We start from the raw sequence: 21322 nt of genomic DNA on the forward strand, positions 1-21322 counted from the left end.
ATTGGTCTTTTGTTTTCAATGGGAATCAATCAAATTGCATTTAGCTCAACTCCATATGTTGTGGAGCCTTTTATTGATTTACCTAAACTAACAACAAACAATTTTTGGTTGTTACCCCTTACTAACACCACACGCAATAATCAACTCTTCTTTACTGATTCAACAGGGAAAATGTATCGCTCTAAAGGGCAAAAAATACAAGCTCAGCCTATTATTAATTTTTCAAAAAACTTAGAACAAAACAAAACCCGTATTTTTACTGCGGTCACATTACATCCTAATTTTCATTTAATGGATCAAACGGGATACAATGTAATTTACACGGCTCATACTGAACTTTACGATCCAACAAAGAAAAATAACCAACTGAGTAAAAAAGAATTAGAAGTACAACATACACACGATGCAGTTATTACTGAATGGCAACTTAGCAATGTTAATAAAGATCAAATAAATATTTCTCACAAAAGAGAAATACTCCGTATTGCAGCCACAGCGTCAAACAAAATTAATCAATTATCTTTTAATCCTTATTTAAAGTCTTGGAGTGATGACTTCGGTTACCTCTATTTTTCATTAACGCCGAATAAAGAGCTTAAAGATTTGCCTTTATATTCAGGCAGTATATTAAGAATTAACCCTGAAAAGTTTGGCTTACGCAATTACACCATCCCGCATAACAATCCATTTATTAAAAATACTAATATTCAAGATGAAATTATTATATTAGGCGTACAAAATATCAGTCAGTTTACTTGGTCTAAACAAACTAAAAATCAATTAATTGTTACCCATGCGTATAATCATGAACACTTAATATCTCTCACATCATTGGGCCAAGATTATTTGTTAACTCCTCCTAAAGATCCTTTATATCAAGATCAAAATGAAAACATTCATTTATCAAACGTGTATTACAAGGGAAGAGAACTCGATACATTATGGAACACAATATTATTTATATTACCTACAGAGAATGATTGGCAATTACATTCATTAAAAGTAAATAACCACTCGACAACAGCCCAACAGTCAGAAAAAGTGATTAGTTTTAACCAAGCAACTTTTCCTACAGCAAACCAACTGGTATTATTTATTGCGCACGAGAACGAGCTCTTTGTGTTTGATAAAACCCATTCTACTGTATATAAAATATTATCAAGTCTAGTACCAGAAACATCTTCAGCTACAGCTAAAAGAGTTGTAGCAGACGAAGAATCATCTTCAAATAGCTGGTTTTATATATTAATACTTTTAGCTCTGATCGGTATTGTTATATTTGTTATTAAAAATAAATACAATCAACTTTTTATAAAAACAAAATCAATGTTACGCAGTAATTTTGCGCGTTTTGAATTTAATACCGCAACAGACGAAGTATCATTATTCAAGCGCCACGAAAATACCGTTAGCAAAGTTATTTCTATCAAAGAAATTCTTTGTAGTGAAATACTGCTTAACGACATTGTCATCAATCAGGTAACACATACAGATGACACCGCTTTTAGTAACTCAATTGAAAACGCATTAAGAATTACTTTTGAACAAGAACATCGAGACAAGATGATTGACGATAAAGTAAGAAAAATCACATTAAAACTCACAACTACTGAAGACGAAGAATTTTCAATTTGCTCTTACCTAAGAGAAGGCAACCAAAGACTTACAAAAGAAAAATACCACACAGTTATTGAACACGTTATCGACTGGCAATGGTATATATCATCAAAAATAAATGTAAATCACATTGCCAATAGAGTAATTAAAACGCCAGTTCCACCAGCAATAAAACAAAGAATTAAAAGCAAAAAACCTACACCTAAACCAGACATACAAAATAAGATCAAAGAAAAAAGTGCCAGTCCAACATTCAACAAAAGCACTAAAAACACATCAAGTGGCAAAGTAAACACAAAATTACTCGATGCTTTAAACAAGTTGGTTCTTTTAAAAGAGCAAGGTTATTTGACTGAAGACGAATTCACTTTAGCCAAAAACAACTTATTAGAAAGCTTAAGCAACGATAGTTAAAAGAATAAGTAGATAACAATCAAACACATTCTATTAAAAAAAAATACGTTATGGTTGATTACTATAAGTACAATTGTTGCCTTGTATGCGCTACTTTCTATTACTTTATTTACTCAAGATTCGTTTCAGCACTATTTACTTTCATTTACACCTAATAATATTTACAGCACATTTATACTGCTTACTATGCTTGTGGGGCTTTCTTGTATTGGTGTACCTAGGCAAGTGATTGCCTTTACTTGTGGCTACTTCTTCAGTGTGATTTTAGGTGTGTTATACGCCACATTTACTGTGACTATAGCCGCTTACATAACCTATAAATTGGCTTCGATATTTCAACACAGTTATATTGCCACAAAATATAAAACCCAACTTATTCAACTCCATAATTTTTTATCTGTTAACACCTTTTCAAAAACACTCATAATTAGATTACTTCCAGTTGGCTCTAACTTTTTGACTAATATTTTAGCGGGCATAGCGAACGTACCACTATCACCTTATATTTTAGGGAGTTGTGTAGGTTTTATTCCACAAATGATAATTTTTTCATTAGCAGGTTCAGGGGTAAAACTAGCGGAGTCTACCCACATTATTGCGGCAGTCATTCTCTTTATTATTGCTAGCTTATTGGGGTGGCGATTACATAAAAGTAATAATACCAATTTGATTAAATAAATGATCTACTTTTTTATGAAAAAAAATGGATAAATATAAGGCACAAAATTTAGTAACTCGTTATTCTACTTATAAATTTTATAACGCTGTAGTTATTCATTTTAACCATTAAAAATGAGCTGTTAATTAATCAGCTTGATATAATCCCCATTAAATTAATCAATTCAGCACTTCGCTAATATTCAAAGATTAAAGACATAAAAAAAGAGCAACTAGTGCTCTTTTCTCTAAAATATATAAAACTTACATTACTTTAAAGTAAGTAAATAATTAACAAGTTTCGTATAATCTTCTTCAAAGTTATTTCTATCTAATGCCGAAGGGTTCACTTTATATTTCCCATTAACAATAACGGTTGGAACCGAATTTAAATACCCTTTCCCGTCAGGTCCTTTTTTTGATGAGAAGTAATCTTGATTCTTTTTCATTAATTTAGCTTGGCTATTTACTGAAAAACTAGACATTAACTTGTCAAATTTATCTCCATCAGCTCCATTTAATACGAAAATATTACGGATATCTTTCTCAGAAGTAATAACCGCACGCTGAATATGAATATAGTTAAAAATAGCGCCTACTAGTTTAGCTTCCATCTCCATTTGTTGAGCAACAACAATTGCTTTACTAAGTAACGCTTGAACTTTAGGAGAAGCTGCGCGCAAAAAATCCACATGATTTTTTTCAAATTTAGTACCTTCTGGAAGCGCTGCTTCAAGCTTAGTCATGATCGGTTCAAACTTGAAACAATGCGGACAATAAAATGAAAAATATTCGCGAACTTCAGATTTTTTAGAAACATTATCGTCAACAACAGTATAGTGCTCACCTGCTTTATAATCTGTCGAGCAAGCCATCAATGGCATACATAACATTACAATCAAACTTAAAATTTTCTTCATTATTACATCCTAATAAATGTGTTTTGCCAACATTGGCTACATTGGAATTAAACTTAAAGGCGGTTGTTGCAAAGCCGACATTTGCTCTTTAAGCATTAAAATTTGTTGTTCCCAGTACTTTTCGCTGTCAAACCATGGGAAATTTCGAGGGAATGCAGGGTCTTTCCATCGCTTACATAACCATGCCATATAATTAACAACACGCATAGTTCGTAATGATTCTATCAAAACAAGCTCACTTGTATCAAATGTAAAGAACTCTTCATACCCTGCTAAAAGTGTATCGAGTTGTAACAGTTGCTCATTACGGTCGCCTGAAAGCATCATCCACAAGTCTTGAATAGCTGGGCCTGTTTTACAGTCATCTAAATCAACAAAATGAGGACCTTTGTCGGTCCAAAATATATTTCCCGCATGGCAATCACCATGTAACCTAATTTGTTTTTTAGGTTTATATTGAGCGGCAGCCACTTCATTTACTTGTTCTAAAATAGTAAAAAATGGAAGATTTAATGACTTAGGTACAAACCCCGATGCTTGAATAATTTTACTTGCATCAAAAAGCATATCATCAACACTTAATGCAGGTCGTAACTCAAAGTTTTTTGTAGAAGATACCCCATGAATACGTGCAATAAAACGCCCCATCCATTCAAGTTGTTCTAAGTTATCTACTTCAAACGTTCGACCACCTCTACAAGGAGATACGGTAAAATAATAGCCCTGATAATTAAATAAAGTTTCACCATTAACGCATAAAGGCGGTACTAAAGGCAGCTCTTGGTTATCAAGTTCTAAAGCAAAGTTTAACTCTTCTCTTATTTGATTTTCGGTCCAACGCTCTGGGCGATAAAACTTAGTGACGTACTTAACAAGATTTTCATCATGAAATTGATAGACACGATTCTCATAACTATTTAAAGCAAGTAAGCCACTGTCTACCTTAAAGCCAACGCTTTCCAACCCATCTAAAATCAAGTCTGGGGAAAGCGAGGTAAAATCAAATACTGACATGTATTTCTCTATAAAAGCACTTCACGCAATAATAAACGTTAGTGCTTTAACATACTAGCTCTAGCGTTTATTAAAAAATCGGCTTTCATGCTCTAACTTAACATCGCTTTCAGGTTCAATTTGTTCAATAACAAATGTTATATCATTCATGTATGACTTTAATTCATATGGGTCTACAGAAATACTAATAGGTAATGTGTATACGCCCGCGCCAGCAACTTTAATAATTTGATCGCCATGCCATTTAGTATTTTCAATGCCCTTAACTGATAATTTATACGTATTGTTGGTTTGCGATTTATTTAATATCTTTAAGGTATATACATTCTCAATATCGCCATTAAAGTTTTCTTTCGATAATTCGTTTCTATCTCTAATAATATCTAAAGATACGGGAGAACGATTCACTATTTCTAAAACCAATAAACTTGACATAATCAATAGTACGCTGGCGTAACCAATGAGTTTTCCACGAACAAAGTGTACTTTCTTGCCTTGTAACTCATGTTCGGTTGCGTACCTAATAAGTCCTCTTTCATACTTCATGTTATCCATTACGCCATCACAGGCATCAACACAAGCACCACAATTTATACACTCATACTGTAGGCCATTTCGAATATCGATACCGGTAGGACATACCTGCACACATAAGTTACAATCTATACAATCACCTAAGCCTAGTTCTTTAGGATCTTGTTTTCTCCCTCTAGGACCTCGATTTTCCCCACGTTTAGCATCATAAGATACCGTCAAGGTATCTTTATCAAACATTGCTGACTGGAAGCGCGCATAAGGACACATATGTAAACACATGGTTTCACGCATCCAGCCCGCATTTCCGTATGTGGCAAAAGTGAAAAAGATAATAATACCGGCGAGTGTAAGTGAAGTATTGAGTGTAAATACATCAATCACAACCTCTCGCATTGGTGCAAAATATCCCACAAATGTCATAGCCGTAAATAAAGAAAACAACACCCAAGCCGTATGTTTTAAGGATTTACGCCAAAATTTATTAAAACTCATGGGTTGGCTATCAAGTTTTTTACGCTGATTGGCACTGCCCTCTATTTTTTCTTCGAACCAAATAAAGATAAAGGTCCATACAGTTTGCGGGCACATATAACCACACCAAACCCTACCTAAAAAGGCAGTCACAAAAAATAATAGAAATGCGCCAAGAATAAATAACCAGGCTAATAAAGTAAGATCTTGTGGCCATAGAGTTAGGCCCCATAAGGTAAAGCGCTGCAATTCAAGATCAAACAATACTGCTTGATGCCCGTTATATTGCAACCAAGGTAAACACGCAAAAAAAGCAAAGTAGACTAAATTCATGCGCTGTCGTAATTTTTGAAAAAAACCAGATACTTTTCGTACATATATCTGGTCACTTGGCTGATATGTTTCAACACCCTTAGGCTTGTGTATCTTGATATTTTTTACAGGAATTTGAACTAATTTTTTATTTTTTAACTCTTGCTCACTCACAAAAAACCCTTACTCAACAAAGCTGTTTTATTAAAAAAATTAAATAGGAAAGCAACAAATATAATATATTGTTGTTGAAAAATTGATTATCCTATAAATACGGCCCCATTATACGACAAGATATGAAAAATTTATTGATATTGATCGTCTCAGCAGCGCTATTTTTGCATTTTTACCCTCAACCTGAATTAACACAATGGTATAACGAGCAAAAAGAGTCTATGTTAGCAAGCTTTAATAATGCAACGGACACTAAAGTAAGGCTAAATGCCAAGAAAGTATTTAGCGATTTAGAGCTCTCTTTTAATCGTTTTTCACCTGAAGAAGTGGAATACGCGACACAAATAACGGCTAATAGAGATAATATTATTTCGTTTTACAAAGCATCTTGCGAGGCTTACAAACCTGATTATAATTTTCAAGCGGCAAACCAAAAAATTGTCTGTAAAACTATTGGTAAGTATCATAAATACTTTTAAATACCTTTATATAAAATGAGCAAAGTTGAAAAATTAACAATTTTGCTCATACATCTTGAATGATAACGGGTATATAAAAAACACTGAAGTACAATTATTTTAATCGCGTATTCATAGACATAAATATTTGATGGTGTAGTATCATTAAAGAAAAAGATTAATAGTTTTGCTACGAGATGTTTAAACATGGTTAACAAATGGAATAACGGATATTTCTTTAAACAAAGAGTTAACATACTCTTCGTAGTCGCTTTTTTTATTGTAAATTTATTCAGCATTAATCATGTAATAGCACATGAAAACACCTCCATTACTACACAACAAAATCAATTAATAAAAACTAATTCTCCCGCAACTTCAGACATTACTATTCAAGATCAAATAAATGAAATTTACCGTAATGCGAGTTATATCATTGGTGTTTTATGCTTCATCGTTATAATTATATTAGCCGTCTATTACCGAAAAATTCAAAGTAAAGAACAAATACGACAAAAAATTTCTGACGAATTAAAAATTGCAGAAAAAGCACGTAAGTTAGCTGAAGAGTCGGCTCAAGAAAAGCTCACCTTTTTAGCAAGAATGAGTCACGAAATAAGAACTCCAATGAATGGCGTTTTAGGTATGGCAGAAGCGCTAACTTATACAGAACTTAATAACCATCAACAAGAATTATTAGGTACGTTAAAAGATTCTGCAGGTAACTTACTAACATTATTAAATGATGTGCTCGACTTCTCAAAAATGGATGCAGGTAAATTAACCTTAGAATCAGTTCCCGTTAATTTACATCAGTTAAGTCGCAATATAACTAACAGCTTTAAACAGTTAATACCTGATGAACTTGAGCTCACCTATAACGTAGCAGATGATATTACTCACAACTATTTAACCGATCCCACACGTATATCACAAGTACTCAATAATTTGGTCAGTAATGCCATTAAGTTTACTGAAAAAGGTGCAGTTACACTCAATATTGATTTGCTCGAATCTAACACAGTAGATAATGACATTATCGATACCATTCGTATTTCAATTAAAGATACAGGTATTGGTATCCCTCTTAGTCATCAATCTTCTTTATTCAACCCTTTTAAACAAGCTGATGATGCGATTACACGTAAATATGGCGGTACAGGGTTAGGACTTAGTATTTGCCAAGAAATAGCCACAGCTATGGGAAGTCATATTGAGTTAGAGTCCACGGAAGGGGTTGGAAGCCATTTTTACTTCAACCTATCGCTTGTTCAGTCAGGTGTAGAAAGTGACACTGAAGACCGACGTAAAAATAAGCGCGTTATCAACCCACCTAACGACAATCGTTTTAAAAACTTACGTGTATTAGTAGCAGAAGATAATATTGTTAATTTAAAAGTACTTACTGCACAACTCGGGCGCTTAAATATACACCCTGATATTGCACAAGACGGCGACCAAGCATTGAAAATGCACAATAGCCTTGCGTACGACATTATTATTTCAGACTGCCACATGCCAATATTAGACGGGTTCGAACTTGCTTCTATTATTTCAAAGCAAGAAAATGTAAACCCCGTATGGATCATCGCAATAACGGCTGATGCGTTAGACGATGCCGCTGAAAAATGTATATCAGCTGGCTTTAACGATTACATGTCGAAACCTTGCCCGCAGGAAATGATCACCAACAAGCTCAACAACGCTTATCGACAATTAGTTAAAAATAATGATGATGCTGCTTCTGAAGATCTTTAATCGCTTTTACCGATTACGACAAGCTAATTTTATCGCTTTAATTAAAAACATAAACCTTGCACAATAGCTCCAAGTTAAACGATACCAAACGGATTCATTTGAATCCGACTCATTCACAATATTTATTACGGAGATACCCATGTTTACTAACAAAGAGAATCAAAACGTACCAAACGTAACATTTAAACTTAGAGCCAACGACGAATGGGCTGAACGTACATCAGATGAAATTTTCAATAATAAAACAGTCGTCGTGTTTTCATTACCCGGCGCATTTACACCAACTTGTTCATCTGCACATTTACCAGGCTACGACGAATTAGCCCCTAAATTTTTCGAAAACGGCGTAGACGAAATTATTTGTATGTCGGTTAACGACACCTTCGTTATGAACTCTTGGTCTGCAGATCAACACACCAAAAATATTAGTTTCATTCCTGACGGTAACGGTGATTTTACTGAAGCGATGGGATTATTAGTTGATAAGTCAGACATAGGTTTTGGCAAACGTAGTTGGAGATACGCTATGTTAGTTAAAAACGGCGTTATCGATAAAATGTTTATCGAACCTGAAGTACCTGGCGACCCGTTTGAAGTTTCAGACGCTGCGACTATGCTTAAATACATTAACCCTGAAGCTGTTTCGACTGACGAAGTAGCTATAATTAGCAAACCGGGTTGTCCATTTTGTGCTAAAGCGAAAGCTCTACTAGCAGAAAAAGGCCTACAGTATGAAGAATTAGAGTTAGGTAAAGATTTAAGCTTAGCTGCACTTAAAGCCATCACTGGCGCTACAGCAGTACCACAAATATTTATTAATGCTGAGCTGATTGGCGGAAGCGATAAATTAGAAGAGCACTTTAACGCTTAGTTTTTTCTAAAATATATACCCGTTATCATTCAGATGCAGGTATAAAACCAAAAAGCAGAACAACTATGTTCTGCTTTTTTATTTAACGGTAAAAATAATCCATATGATAAACTTACTTTAAAATCAATAACGAGACCCTCACTTGGATAATCAACCCTACAACCCATTGCACGGTATAACCCTAAAAGCTATTGTAGAACAACTAGTTGAACACTTTGGTTTTGAGGCGCTTGGCAAACAAATTAAAATTAAATGTTTTACCGATAACCCTAGTATCAAATCAAGTTTAACGTTTTTAAGAAAAACGCCATGGGCAAGAGAGAAAGTGGAAGAGTTATACATTAAAAATAAATCTCATTTTAATGAATAATCTAACATCACTAAAATCTGTTGTTTTCTTACAAAAAATGTAAAAATATGACCAATTAATCAACTTTCAACACTTAATAACGATAAACATGACTCAAACTAACCATTACATACTAACGTGGCAATGCCCAGATACTTCAGGCGTATTAGCCAAAGTTACTCAAAGCTTATTTGAGCATGGTGCTTTCATTACTGAAACATCTCAGTACAGTGACCCTTACAGCAACACCTTTTTTTCACGTATCGCTTTTGACGATCGTAATTTAACGGTGCCTATTGCAGAATTTAGATTAGCCATTGAAGAGCTAGCTAAGCCATTAAATATGGCGTATTCCCTGAGAGATAAAGACCGCTTTCCTAAAGTCGTTATTGCTGTGTCTCAATACGATCATTGCTTAGTGTCGTTATTAACAAAATCGAAAGCAGGCGTATTGCCCATTGATATTGTGGCTGTGGTATCTAATCATTTAGACTGTCAATCGCTAGTAGAATGGCATGGTATTCCATACCACTACCTGCCTGTAACAAAAGACACCAAAGCAGAGCAAGAAGCACAAATATTAAATATTATCAGTGAAACAAATTCAGAACTTTTAATACTCGCCAGATACATGCAAATTCTTTCAGACAATATGTGTGAAAAACTTCGTGGTAATGCCATTAATATTCATCATTCTTTCTTGCCAAGTTTTAAAGGCGCTAAACCTTATCATCAAGCCCACTCACGTGGCGTAAAAGTAATTGGTGCAACGGCACATTACGTAACCGCTGACTTAGATGAAGGTCCTATTATTGTACAAGAAGTTAAACCGATTAATCACACCTTCACCATAGAACAAATGGTACATTTAGGTCATGATTTAGAAGCGACAGCAATCTGTAAAGCCGTAAAAGAACATGCCGAACAACGTGTTTGTTTAAATGGCGATAAAACCGTTATTCTTACCTAACGAAATTCAAAAACGTCCAAGTTTCTGCTACATTGAAGCACCTTTTTCAATGTAGCGTAATTTTTCATGATCAACTATTCCATTTTCCCAATAAATATTAACAGCCACTTATTTTCAGTTTCTTTATCTTTTAACGCTGTTGCTAATCAACAATTTACCTTGTCATTACCTAGCTGGCTTCCAGGCAGTTACATGATCCGCGACTTTGCTAAAAACATTATTGAAATTAATGCTACAACAAGCGATAACAGCCCTTTTACCTTTATTAAAAACGACAAACAAACTTGGTTTATCACCTCAACAACGAATACCACAATAACCCTCAACTACACCGTATTCGCTTTCGATCTATCGGTTAGAACCGCCTATTTAGATACCCAACGTGGTTTTTTTAATGGCAGCTCAGTATTTTTACAAGTTGAAGAATTAGCTGAACAACCATGCGAATTGGAAATAAAAGCACCTGAAAGCATTAAAGACTGGAAAGTAGCGACAGGGCTCACCCGACATAACAGCACAAAAAAATATGAATTTGGTACTTACACGGCTGAAAACTACCAAGAGCTTATTGACGGCCCCGTAGCTATAGGTAACTTTAGCTGCAAAGAATTTGTGGTTGAAGGTGTAACTCATCACGCCGTGTTTACCAGCGAACACTATGGCGACTTAAACCGTTTAGCAGACGACTTAACCAAATTATGCCAACACCATATAAGTATGTTTGGTGAAGCACCTTTTAAAGAATATTGGTTTATTACTCATTTGCTTGCTAACGGATTTGGTGGCTTAGAACACAAAAACTCAACCATATTACAAGCAAGCCGCTTCGACTTACCTAATCCAAATAAACCTGACCAATTAACAGAAGAATACCGTACATTTTTAAGTTTATGTTCGCACGAATATTTTCATGCCTGGAATGTTTGCCGCATTAAACCTAAAGAGTTTATTCCTTATAATCTACAACAAGAAACACACACAACACAGCTTTGGGCATACGAAGGTATAACTTCTTATTACGACGATTTTTCACTGTATCGTACCGGACTTATCTCGTTTAACGACTACCTAAAAATACTCTCTAAAACGGCAACTCGTGTCTTTAGAGGCCAAGGCGAATTAAAGCAAAGTGTTGCTGATTCAAGCTTTGATACCTGGACCAAATTTTACAAACAAGGCCCAGATGCGGTAAATAATATTGTCAGTTATTACACTAAAGGTTCTTTAATCGCCCTGTGGTTAGATTTAACTATACGAGAAAAGTCTAACGGGCAATACAGTTTAGACAACTTGATGAAAGAGTTATGGATCCACTTTGGCCGAACCAATATAGGCACAAGTGAAGACGACTTTATCAATATAGCGAATGTATTATGTAATGCTGATATACGTGATGAATTTACCCAAATGCTACACAATGCAGAACGCGTAAACTTAGCACCTTTACTTAACAATGTAGGTATTGATTTTAGTGCTAGTAAATTTAGCAAACTCAATAGTTTAGAAACTTGCACAACAAATGAATATGTCCCCTTCATTGGTGCTCTTTATAGTGCTACACCATCAGGGCTAAAAGTAACACAAGTGGTAGAAAATAGCCCAGCAGCCGATGCTGGCTTAGCGGTAAATGACATCATAATCGCCGTAGATAGCATGCAAGCAACAGAAAAATCATTACAAAATATAGCTGAACATTTACCTAAAAATAGTAAAGTCACTTGTCATTACTTTAGAGATGATCAACTTATTGAAAATCCAATTACCTTTATAGACTCTCCTACATCCGCTATATCGATTACCGAAACAGATGCAGAACTCAGCCAAAAATGGCGTAATGTGCTAAGTGCATAAATGAATAACCTAAGTGCGAGTTAATTAAATGATTTCCTTTCATTGTGAATATTATAAAAGTCATGATATTCATAATGAAAGCTCTTATACCCGTAACCATTCAAGATGCAGGTTTCAGTGGTAACAGGTATAAATCCCACCTAAATGATGAATGTATCGTACTAGCTATCGCGGTTTAGCAATTAATCGAGTAAAATAGAACCATTAGACTTTAAATGAAGTATTCACATGTCACGCGTTAAAAAATCAAGAAAACCTGGTGTTGGTAGAAGAGAAGTTCTTTCAGAAGCCGATAAAAAGCTTATCGTACCAACAGCTAAAAAACCGAAAAAGAAAGTAGGTAAAGAAGCGGGTAATCGCCAAAAAGAAGCTTTTGAAAACAAGAATCAAAATCAAACAAACTCTGCGGCCAAAGATCCACGTTTAGGCAGCAAAAAATTAATTGATTTAACACCCAAAGATGCACCAAAGGTTATCGCTAATAAACCTAAAAAAGAAAAATCAGCCCCTATTGCTGCAATTAGAATGGTTGAGCCTGAAGCTTTACCCACAACGGCATTAGAAGACGAGTTATATGCCATTGAAGATGATCCGCAATTACAAACTATTCTTGCGCTACAAGAAGAAGATAAAGAGCTAACCGAAGAGCAAATTAACTACTTCAATGCGAAAATGGATCGTCATCAAGAGTTACGTGAATTACTTGGCTGGAATGATGAAGATGAAGACGAGCAAGACGAAGCAGAACGCTCTAGTGATGACGAAGACGACTTATGGGATTCTTTAGACAAAAGCGATTTGTCTAAATACGAATAGGAGTAACCATGCTTAAAGATTATTGGCTCTATATTGTTTTAGCTTTACTCATTATTGTTCCGCTTGCAATCTATGCTGGCATGCTGATGTCTCGCCTAAAAAAGCAAACAGCAGATCAAGCCATTGCCGAACAAGAAAAACAAGCGTCGTTAAAACAACACGACACTAAAATACTCAAAAGTGTTGTTATTATTGTAAGAGCCATGAAAGAAGAGCAATGCGACCTATCTGAAGGCTGTTGGCGTTTATCTGTGCTATTAGACTCGCTTAAATTAAGCAGCGAGTTAGAAAGCCTATTTCCTTCTGTTTATCAGCTATATAATGCTATTAAGCATATGCCTATTTTAGAAGAACGTAAAAAGCTGGCTAAACAAGAACGTATGAAACTTGATTTTGAACGTATGAAACTTGAAGCCGATTTAAAACCTAAAATTCAACAAGACGTTAATGAACTTCATCAGTACGCTAATGAAAGGCTTAGTGTTATTTCTGTGTAGTATGACGAACACAAAGAACAAAGCTTGAGTCAGATCAACTATTACTAATGTAGCAATTGATACAATCACACCTAATCAATACCGTAGAATACTTTAACGGTTCAATAATTTAGGTGTGATGTGATGCAGGTAAGTCAGTTTTTTAATGAAAAATTACTCAATAAATACAATACTGCGGGCCCAAGATATACCTCTTACCCTACTGCTTTAGAGTTTCACGACCAATTCACTCAATCTGACTTAATTCAAGCTATTGAACAATCTCCTAACAGAGAATTATCGCTATATATTCATATCCCGTTTTGCCATAGCCTTTGTTATTACTGCGGTTGTAACAAAGTCATTACTCGCCACAGAAGTAAAGCAGACACCTATTTAGAATACCTTGCCAAAGAAATTAGCTCGCGCGCCCCACTATTTGAAAACTACACAGTAAAACAACTGCATTGGGGCGGTGGTACACCTAGCTTCTTAACTCATGAACAAATGACAACCCTAGTAAGTTTACTCAAAGACAAATTCAATTTTGCTGACAAAGTAGAAATGAGTATTGAAATTGACCCTAGAGAAATAGAGCTAAACCTAGCAGAGCACTTATACAGCTTAGGCTTTAATCGATTAAGTATTGGCGTACAAGACATAGATGAAAAAGTACAGCAAACCATAAACCGAGTGCAGTCTACCGAGTTTATCGAGCAGTTTATTGCGCATGCAAAAGCCGTAGGTTTTAAATCAATTAACATTGATCTTATTTATGGCTTACCTCATCAAACTATAGAAACCTTTACCCGCACACTCGACAAAACCAAAGAAATGGACGTAGATCGTATTTCCCTGTTCAGTTACGCGCACATACCTAGCCGCTTTGCCGCACAACGCAAATTACGAGATGAATGGTTACCTAGTGTTACTGAAAAATTTTCCCTTATGCGTTTAGCCATCGAAAAGCTATGTGCCTATGGTTATGAATTTATCGGTATGGACCACTTTGCCAAGCCAGACGACGAACTTTCTATTGCACAAAAAGAAGGCAAGCTTCACAGAAACTTCCAAGGTTACACAACGAAAGGAAGCTGTGACTTATTAGGTTTAGGTGTTTCATCTATCAGCGGTATTGGCAATGTTTACAGCCAAAATGTTAAAGATTTAAAAACCTATTATCACGAAATAGAAACTAAAGAACACGCATTAGAAAAAGGCGTAGCGCTGACTCAAGACGATATAATTCGAGGAGAAGTTATACGAGAGTTAATGTGTAATTTATTTTTAGATAAAAATGCGCTTAGCCAAAAATATCACATTAACTTTAATGACTATTTTAAAGACGACTTACCCATGCTAACCACCTTTATTGAAGACGGTTTAGTAAATAATAATGAAGACTCTATTCGTATTGCGCCACAAGCCAGATTACTGGTACGTAATATTTGTATGTCGTTTGATATTTACATGAAAAAACACATTAACCAACAACGTTTTTCAAGAGTTATTTAGTATAAAACGGTAGAGGCTAAATTATTCCTCAATAACCCCCAAACTAAAATCACAACCGGCACTGGTAAATAGAAGTTCAGTGCCTTTTTCTGTTTCAACTTGCTGTGCAGCTTCAACCCACTGGTAATAAACATTTCGATGTACTTTGGCCTGTAAATTACGTCTTACGGTAATATACATTTCCCCTTTGTCGTCAAAGGTTAGAGCATGCGATTTATCTAAAACAAACTCATCATCTACATTAGTACAAACCAACATATTGGTTTGTTCCGCATCTTGCCATTCCCATTTAGTTAATACAAAAGGAGCTTGTTCAACCACTATTTTTACTTTTTCTACCGGAGTAACTAAAAAGTAATCGTTGTCCTCTTTTTTATAACCGATGCAAACAGCTTAACTAAAGCTAACCGTTTAAAAATAGTACCGTTATAAAACCAATCACCATTGGCTTTTATGACAATGTCGATTTCACCACAATAAGGCGGATCCCATAATTCAACAGGCGGTATTTTAGACGACTTACCATCAGCTAATTTTCCTAATTGCGACGTTATGTTTTCTAACGACATATCACTCCCCTTTGTGGATAACCTGAACTCTAGTCAGTTTTACGCTTTTCCTGCTTTGATATGGTGATCGGAAAAGGTTCTGTTTTATTTCCTGCATATAAAGACAAATGCGGAAAAGGTATTTCGATATCTTCAGCATCAAAAGCATTTTTAATTTGCTCGTACATACTATTTTTTAACTCTAAAAAGTTCTCTCTTTTTGCCCATACTGAAAACTGTAATGACAAAGAAGAATCTTCAAATCCTTGAAAAATATACAAGGGTTTAGGTTCTTCTAAACACAGCGGATTGGCTGAAGCGACTTTTTCTAAAATATCTTTTACTTTTTTAATGTTCTCTTTATAAGCCACACCTATCTTCATATCTAAACGTCGAATAGGAAACTTAGTCAGTGTAGTAAGTTCAGATTTAATTAACGACTCATTAGGTAATCGCACAAACAAGTTATCAAAGGTTCTAATTTTTACCGACAGCAAATCAATCGATAACACTTCGCCTACGGTACTACCTACCTTAATCACATCACCAATAACAAAAGAGCGTTCAGCCATTAAAAATATGCCACTAATAAAGTTTGATGCTGATGTTTGCGAAGCAAAACCTATCGCTACAGTTAATACACTCGCGGCACCTAACAGTAAACTTAAATTAAACCCTAATTCAAGCAAGGCTGAAAAAATAAAAAGTATAAACAGTAAATAATAAATTCCACGCTGGATTAACTGGCTGGTATGCGGCGTAAAAATTTTATTAATAAATTGCGCACTAAAACGGCTGACTAATTTAGCCACAATAAAGCCCACAATAAGCAAAGCGCTAGCACGAAAAAACTTAACCAGCATTTCACTATTAAAGAGTTCGTTCAGGTATATCCACATTTCATTCATAGTATTTCTCTAACTAAATATTGCACTAAACGCTCGTATTAATTGCCCATGACCTAAGTTAACTCTTGGCCCGTTAACTAAGATAGAATCAGGTTGAGGTGCACCTAGTTTTAATTTAGCAAAATCACCATCGTTTTCTCTAGTTAGCGTTACATTTTGTGTCCATAACTGGCCTGATGGCGTAGTAAATAATGAAAGCGATGGCACGGGTAAAGCTATCCTTTCAAAAATCAAATCGTTATCTGCTTTGTTTTCTATAAGTAAGGGAGTTACGGCTCGTTGCTCTCTGAAAGGAAGTTTATCAATATCTAAACGCCCAATGGTTTGACTGGCATAACACAGTTCACCTTCTCGGGTAGACGCACCAAACCAGGTATCAGACAAACGTTGTGTGGCAACCTCTTTAAGTAGAGTAACCATTTTATCTTTCACGCTTACTGTTAACCAAATAGGTGTGCTTAAATACATAACCACACTTGCACCAGGTACAATGGTAATCGGCGATTTAGGCCGACACACCACAGTTCTATCTGCCAAACTTGGTTTTATTTCTACCGTGTGAGTATTACCACTGGTTATGTGCCTACTAACATCGCTAAAGTCTTCAGGAGAAAACGATCCCTGCGTACGCGTAAATGTATTTTCAGGCGCTTCAGCATTAGCGTTATTATCTCGTTTAATGTGAACACACCATTCTTTATTTTTGTGTTCAACAGCGAGGGTAAAATTGGTACTTTCTAATAAAAAACTATTATTTTCTGGAATATCAACTATTCCCCACCATGGTGTATTTTGCATTTTTATTAACCTAAAAATCAGTTTACGTCAGCAATACTTCTTGTGGTTGCATACCTTTTAATAATAAACCAAAGATATCAGCCCCTGTAATAATACGTTTATTTTCAGCCCAAATAAGCAATACATCGCGCTCAATTACACCATCAAAAGACTGATCTACAGACTCGCTCATTTTCATTTTTATAATGGCATTATTTAACATTGTTGAATCGTCTGTGATAATTGTAGGACGATGACAGTATTTATAGGGATCAAACTTCTCAGGAGCTAAAAACGCATCACGCAAAAAGGCATCCGAATCTACCACAACCAAAGGGTCACCTTCTTCATTGGTTAACACGACCCAACGATGCCCTGATTTATTTAATAATTGTAGAAACTCATTATCTGGCCCTGAAGAAATATCAGGAATGATCGGTAAATCCATTTTAGTTGGCAACGCAATAATAGAATCAGGATCAATCAGCTCACCTTCTTCAGCGACTGAAATTTTATCAAGTTTAAAAAAGTTAAGGGCACCAATACCTTCAACATGGTTAATATCTGTTTCTTCAGCTTCAATATGCTTACGAATAATACTGCTCAATTCGCTTTCAGCTAAATACGTTATACCTTCTTTACCTAACCAAGCATCAAGTATTAATGCCGTAGGTTTAGCTACAGGGTAAAATAATATTTGATAAAACTTGATCACAGGAGATAGCATACTCCCCATTTTTAATGCGTTTCTTGAGAAATAAGCCTGTGGCGTAATTTCACCAATCACCGTTATTGCAATGGTCGAAAACATAAAGGCACTAATACCAGCAAGCACAGAATCAGACAATAACGTAAGCAACACGTTAATTCCTACGTTTCCCCACAAAATAGTGGTTAATAAAAAATTAGAATCGTTTCGTAAAGCTAAAACGTTTTTAGCGGCTTTGTTTCCTTTTGCTGATTCAACCTCAAGCTGTAATCGACTTAGCGAAAATAACGCTATATTTAACCCTGAAAAAATAGCAGATTGCGAAATACATAAGGCAATGGCAACCCAGCTGATAATATCTAAAGACATATGACACCGAATGAATAATATTGAGTATAAAGACTAATTTAGTAGTCTATAGAGTATACCTAGGTAAAGATAATTAATTATTTTGAACAAGCTAACAAAAATAACTCGTTAAACAAATCTCGTAATATCACTATATACTGTCATTTAATAATCCCATTATGTGTAACACTTTAAGAAAGAGAATCTGATGATTAAATGTATGCTTTTAAAAGCAGATAAAACCTGTATTTATGGTGCTGAAGAATTAATTGATACGTGGCGCGCAGACTCAAACACCTATTTATGGATAGATATTGATTCGCATGACAAAGAGCAAGAAAAACTATTATTACAAGAGCTTGGCTGTCATTCATTAGCAATAAAAGATGCTCAAAGAGACCGTCACCCCCCTAAAATAGAGCTGTTTAAAAATTATATCTTTATGCTTTACCGCGGTATTTATCAGCCAAAAGACGATTTATTATTTGATCATTTACAAATTAGTATGTTTGTTAGTAACAACGTATTAATTACCAGCCATGCAAAAGATTCTCTATCAATAAACAGTTTATTCAGTGCCGAAGGTGAAGGTTTTTTAGGTAAAAGCCCAATCACACTCGCTTTAAGAATTTTTCATTACAGTTGTGGTATTTATCTACAAAAATTATTTGAGTTTGAAGAAAAGCTAGAAGCGCTTGAAGATAAATTTCAACTCGGTGGCGATGATAAAATGATGCAAGAAATCACCTTGTATCAATCAAGACTAACCAAGCTCAAACGAACCTTTAGCTACCACAGTAATATTGGCGCTGAGCTAAAAATATTAGTTACCGATGAAACCACTATTATTAACCAAGCGGATCTACATACCGTTATTGATGTACATGAACGTATAGAGCGCTTATTAAGCTTGTCGCAAATGCATTACGATATTTGTAGCGATTTAATTAATGGCTATTTATCGGTAACTTCTCATCAACTAAATGCCACCATGCGAGTATTAACGGTGATCACCGCGATATTTATTCCATTAGGCTTTTTAGCTGGCCTTTACGGGATGAATTTTGAATACATACCTGAATTAAAAGTCACTCACGGATACTTTTATCTACTCGGTTTTATGGGCTTTTTAGCCACCAGTTTAATATTATTATTTAAGAAGAAAAAATGGCTTTAGATGTAAAAATACCCATCAAAATGAGCACTCGCAGCCAAGTTATTATCGTGTTGCTCAGCTTTGTTATTCTGGGTTTAGGATATTATTTTTCGACCATAAACTTACTAAATAAAGAATGGTTATCACGTTCAGGTAGTTTAGTGGTTGTACTTGGTATTATGTCGGGTTTCTCAGGTATTATTCAGGAACGCCTACTGATCAGCCGACTACAAATTAGAAAGCGCGTAGAGCTATTACAAAAAAAGCGTAAGCTTAGATTAATAAAGGCTGACAAAGACTTTATTGAAAAAGAATTAACCGATATTGAAGGGGATTTTACCGACCAAGCAAATAATTTGATGAACTCAATCAAATTTAATGTGGGTATTATTGAAGGCCTATTACTTATTTTTGGCACAATCATTTGGGGCTTTGGCGATATAATAATGATGGCGCTGCAACAGCTATAACGTTTATTAATGGTTACCGTAACATTTGCTACGGTAACCATTAAGTTACTTAACTTTTTGTCTCTTCGTATTTTATTAATTTCTTACTTAAAGCAATCCACAGCGGGCTAATAAGTAACGATAAAGCAATAACACAAATCGCTAACTGATAACCATATTGATTAATAATATTTGCTTGATTACCCACTGCCGCTAACACAAAACTGAACTCTCCTATTTGCGATAACAAAGCGCCAGCGTATAAACTTTCTTTCCACGAAAAATTAGAAATTTTCAAAATACCCGCATTAATAAAAGTATTGGTTATTAACGCCGCCAACACTAATGATATAACTTGAATCCAATTAGCCATTAAAAAATCAACATCAAGCATCATTCCCACCGAGATAAAAAACAATGCCACAAAAAGCACTTTTAACGGGTTCAAATTATGATGCACCCACTGCGTTTCTTTGGCTGCACCAATTAACATCCCACCAAGAAAAGCGCCTAAAGCAGTAGACAGTTCAAACCACGCCGTCAGCATAGACAAACCAAAACAAATACCTAAACCCGCAAATAACTGTAATTCATGATCATGCTTAAGCCACTTAGCTAACGGAATATGCACGACTTTTTTCACAATAATAAAAGCTAAAAGTATTGCCGCCACAATAGAGCCAAAAACTTGCTTGCCCATATGGGCACTTTCTACCGCGTCCGTTTTATATAAACCAATAATAATCAACATAGGAATAATCGCTAAATCTTGCGCAAGCAATATTCCTAATGCGCCTTGGCCAACTTTAGAATCTAACGTATTGCTGTCTTGTAGCAGTTTGATCACAATTGCCGTACTGCTTAAACTGATCACAAAACCAATTAAAATAACCCGTTCAATACCCCACTGAAAATACAAGCCGAGCATCCAAACAAAACCTACACTTAATGCTATTTGTAGCAGAGTACCAAAAATAGCCAGTTTCCAATTTTCTACTAACTTTTTAGCATCGGTTTCCATACCGACAAAAAACAATAAAAAAACAACACCCGCAGCCCCTAAACGACTAATACTATCGGTATCACTTACCAGTCCCATTCCCCATGGGCCAATCACAATACCCACAATTAAATAAGCAACAACATGAGGCTGATGCAATAATTTAAGAGCAAAACCTAGTGCGAGTACAATAAAAATAATACTCACCATTTGCGGCATAAAGGGATCTAAATGCATAATTATCCTG

Annotated in this window: 22 protein-coding genes; 13 read left to right on the forward strand and 9 right to left on the reverse strand. The window is 35.2% G+C overall.

The annotated features are described in order from the left end of the window. Positions 1 to 18: 18 nt before the first annotated feature. A complete protein-coding gene (locus AC0L5Q_RS12430; RefSeq protein ID WP_473608756.1) occupies positions 19 to 2031 on the forward strand; it encodes a PQQ-dependent sugar dehydrogenase family protein in 2013 nt (670 codons plus the stop codon). Between the two features lie 54 nt (positions 2032 to 2085). Further along, positions 2086 to 2709: a TVP38/TMEM64 family protein gene (locus tag AC0L5Q_RS12435; RefSeq protein ID WP_473608760.1), complete on the forward strand. Its 624-nt coding sequence runs from the start codon at positions 2086 to 2088 to the stop codon at positions 2707 to 2709. Positions 2710 to 2957: 248 nt separating this feature from the next. Here the strand turns inward: AC0L5Q_RS12435 and AC0L5Q_RS12440 are convergent, their stop codons facing one another. The 3 genes from AC0L5Q_RS12440 to ccoG are packed head-to-tail and all read right to left on the reverse strand — an operon-like array spanning position 2958 to position 6116. After that, positions 2958 to 3608, reverse strand: coding sequence for a thiol:disulfide interchange protein DsbA/DsbL (locus AC0L5Q_RS12440; RefSeq protein WP_473608764.1), 651 nt, complete (start codon positions 3606 to 3608; stop codon positions 2958 to 2960). A 36-nt stretch (positions 3609 to 3644) separates the two neighbouring features. Continuing rightward, positions 3645 to 4622, reverse strand: coding sequence for a serine/threonine protein kinase (locus AC0L5Q_RS12445; RefSeq protein WP_473608769.1), 978 nt, complete (start codon positions 4620 to 4622; stop codon positions 3645 to 3647). Between the two features lie 60 nt (positions 4623 to 4682). Next, positions 4683 to 6116: a cytochrome c oxidase accessory protein CcoG gene (gene ccoG / locus AC0L5Q_RS12450; protein WP_473608773.1), complete on the reverse strand. Its 1434-nt coding sequence runs from the start codon at positions 6114 to 6116 to the stop codon at positions 4683 to 4685. A 122-nt stretch (positions 6117 to 6238) separates the two neighbouring features. Here ccoG and AC0L5Q_RS12455 point away from each other — a divergent pair, with 122 nt between their 5' ends. The 9 genes from AC0L5Q_RS12455 to hemN all read left to right on the forward strand — a co-directional run bounded on the left by AC0L5Q_RS12455 (position 6239) and on the right by hemN (position 15180). Then, the gene (locus AC0L5Q_RS12455; RefSeq protein ID WP_473608777.1) at positions 6239 to 6595 is read left to right on the forward strand and encodes a hypothetical protein; all 357 of its coding nucleotides are present in this window, start codon (positions 6239 to 6241) and stop codon (positions 6593 to 6595) included. A gap of 186 nt (positions 6596 to 6781) precedes the next feature. Further along, entirely contained in the window at positions 6782 to 8332 is a 1551-nt protein-coding gene (locus AC0L5Q_RS12460; protein ID WP_473608780.1) for an ATP-binding protein, read from the forward strand. 139 nt (positions 8333 to 8471) lie between these two features. Then, positions 8472 to 9203, forward strand: a complete 732-nt coding sequence (locus AC0L5Q_RS12465; RefSeq protein WP_473608784.1) for a glutathione peroxidase — start codon at positions 8472 to 8474, stop codon at positions 9201 to 9203. A gap of 142 nt (positions 9204 to 9345) precedes the next feature. Continuing rightward, the gene (locus AC0L5Q_RS12470) at positions 9346 to 9573 is read left to right on the forward strand and encodes a VF530 family protein (protein WP_077340010.1); all 228 of its coding nucleotides are present in this window, start codon (positions 9346 to 9348) and stop codon (positions 9571 to 9573) included. Positions 9574 to 9661: 88 nt separating this feature from the next. Next, positions 9662 to 10522 carry a formyltetrahydrofolate deformylase gene (gene purU / locus AC0L5Q_RS12475; RefSeq protein ID WP_473608789.1) on the forward strand — a complete coding sequence of 287 codons (861 nt, stop codon included), beginning with the start codon at positions 9662 to 9664 and terminating at the stop codon, positions 10520 to 10522. Between the two features lie 66 nt (positions 10523 to 10588). Then, positions 10589 to 12373: a M61 family metallopeptidase gene (locus AC0L5Q_RS12480; RefSeq protein WP_473608793.1), complete on the forward strand. Its 1785-nt coding sequence runs from the start codon at positions 10589 to 10591 to the stop codon at positions 12371 to 12373. Between the two features lie 228 nt (positions 12374 to 12601). After that, positions 12602 to 13189 carry a Der GTPase-activating protein YihI gene (yihI, locus tag AC0L5Q_RS12485; RefSeq protein WP_473608797.1) on the forward strand — a complete coding sequence of 196 codons (588 nt, stop codon included), beginning with the start codon at positions 12602 to 12604 and terminating at the stop codon, positions 13187 to 13189. 8 nt (positions 13190 to 13197) lie between these two features. Then, a complete protein-coding gene (locus AC0L5Q_RS12490; RefSeq protein ID WP_077340005.1) occupies positions 13198 to 13686 on the forward strand; it encodes a DUF2489 domain-containing protein in 489 nt (162 codons plus the stop codon). A gap of 123 nt (positions 13687 to 13809) precedes the next feature. Further along, positions 13810 to 15180, forward strand: a complete 1371-nt coding sequence (hemN, locus tag AC0L5Q_RS12495; protein ID WP_473618301.1) for an oxygen-independent coproporphyrinogen III oxidase — start codon at positions 13810 to 13812, stop codon at positions 15178 to 15180. A gap of 21 nt (positions 15181 to 15201) precedes the next feature. On the opposite strand, the gene AC0L5Q_RS12500 is transcribed toward hemN, so the two are convergent. Genes AC0L5Q_RS12500 through AC0L5Q_RS12520 form a run of 5 tightly spaced genes read right to left on the reverse strand, consistent with a single transcriptional unit; the run spans position 15202 to position 18491 of the window. Beyond that, positions 15202 to 15501, reverse strand: a complete 300-nt coding sequence (locus AC0L5Q_RS12500) for a DUF1285 family C-terminal domain-containing protein (protein ID WP_473608803.1) — start codon at positions 15499 to 15501, stop codon at positions 15202 to 15204. A gap of 26 nt (positions 15502 to 15527) precedes the next feature. Beyond that, entirely contained in the window at positions 15528 to 15749 is a 222-nt protein-coding gene (locus AC0L5Q_RS12505) for a DUF1285 domain-containing protein (RefSeq protein ID WP_473608807.1), read from the reverse strand. A 29-nt stretch (positions 15750 to 15778) separates the two neighbouring features. Further along, entirely contained in the window at positions 15779 to 16636 is an 858-nt protein-coding gene (locus tag AC0L5Q_RS12510; protein ID WP_089024864.1) for a mechanosensitive ion channel family protein, read from the reverse strand. A 9-nt stretch (positions 16637 to 16645) separates the two neighbouring features. Then, entirely contained in the window at positions 16646 to 17434 is a 789-nt protein-coding gene (locus AC0L5Q_RS12515) for a hypothetical protein (RefSeq protein ID WP_473608814.1), read from the reverse strand. Positions 17435 to 17456: 22 nt separating this feature from the next. Beyond that, positions 17457 to 18491, reverse strand: coding sequence for a DUF21 domain-containing protein (locus AC0L5Q_RS12520; RefSeq protein ID WP_473608818.1), 1035 nt, complete (start codon positions 18489 to 18491; stop codon positions 17457 to 17459). 187 nt (positions 18492 to 18678) lie between these two features. Here AC0L5Q_RS12520 and AC0L5Q_RS12525 point away from each other — a divergent pair, with 187 nt between their 5' ends. Together AC0L5Q_RS12525 and AC0L5Q_RS12530 are read left to right on the forward strand one after the other, a co-directional pair. Then, positions 18679 to 19647, forward strand: a complete 969-nt coding sequence (locus tag AC0L5Q_RS12525; protein WP_473608821.1) for a magnesium transporter CorA family protein — start codon at positions 18679 to 18681, stop codon at positions 19645 to 19647. Then, positions 19638 to 20096 carry a hypothetical protein gene (locus tag AC0L5Q_RS12530; protein ID WP_473608825.1) on the forward strand — a complete coding sequence of 153 codons (459 nt, stop codon included), beginning with the start codon at positions 19638 to 19640 and terminating at the stop codon, positions 20094 to 20096. The genes AC0L5Q_RS12525 and AC0L5Q_RS12530 overlap by 10 nt, the downstream gene beginning before the upstream one ends. A gap of 49 nt (positions 20097 to 20145) precedes the next feature. Here AC0L5Q_RS12530 and AC0L5Q_RS12535 read toward each other — a convergent pair whose 3' ends face one another. Continuing rightward, positions 20146 to 21312 carry a cation:proton antiporter gene (locus AC0L5Q_RS12535; RefSeq protein WP_473608829.1) on the reverse strand — a complete coding sequence of 389 codons (1167 nt, stop codon included), beginning with the start codon at positions 21310 to 21312 and terminating at the stop codon, positions 20146 to 20148. Positions 21313 to 21322: the final 10 nt, after the last annotated feature.

The organism is Pseudocolwellia sp. G5-9 (assembly GCF_055808995.1).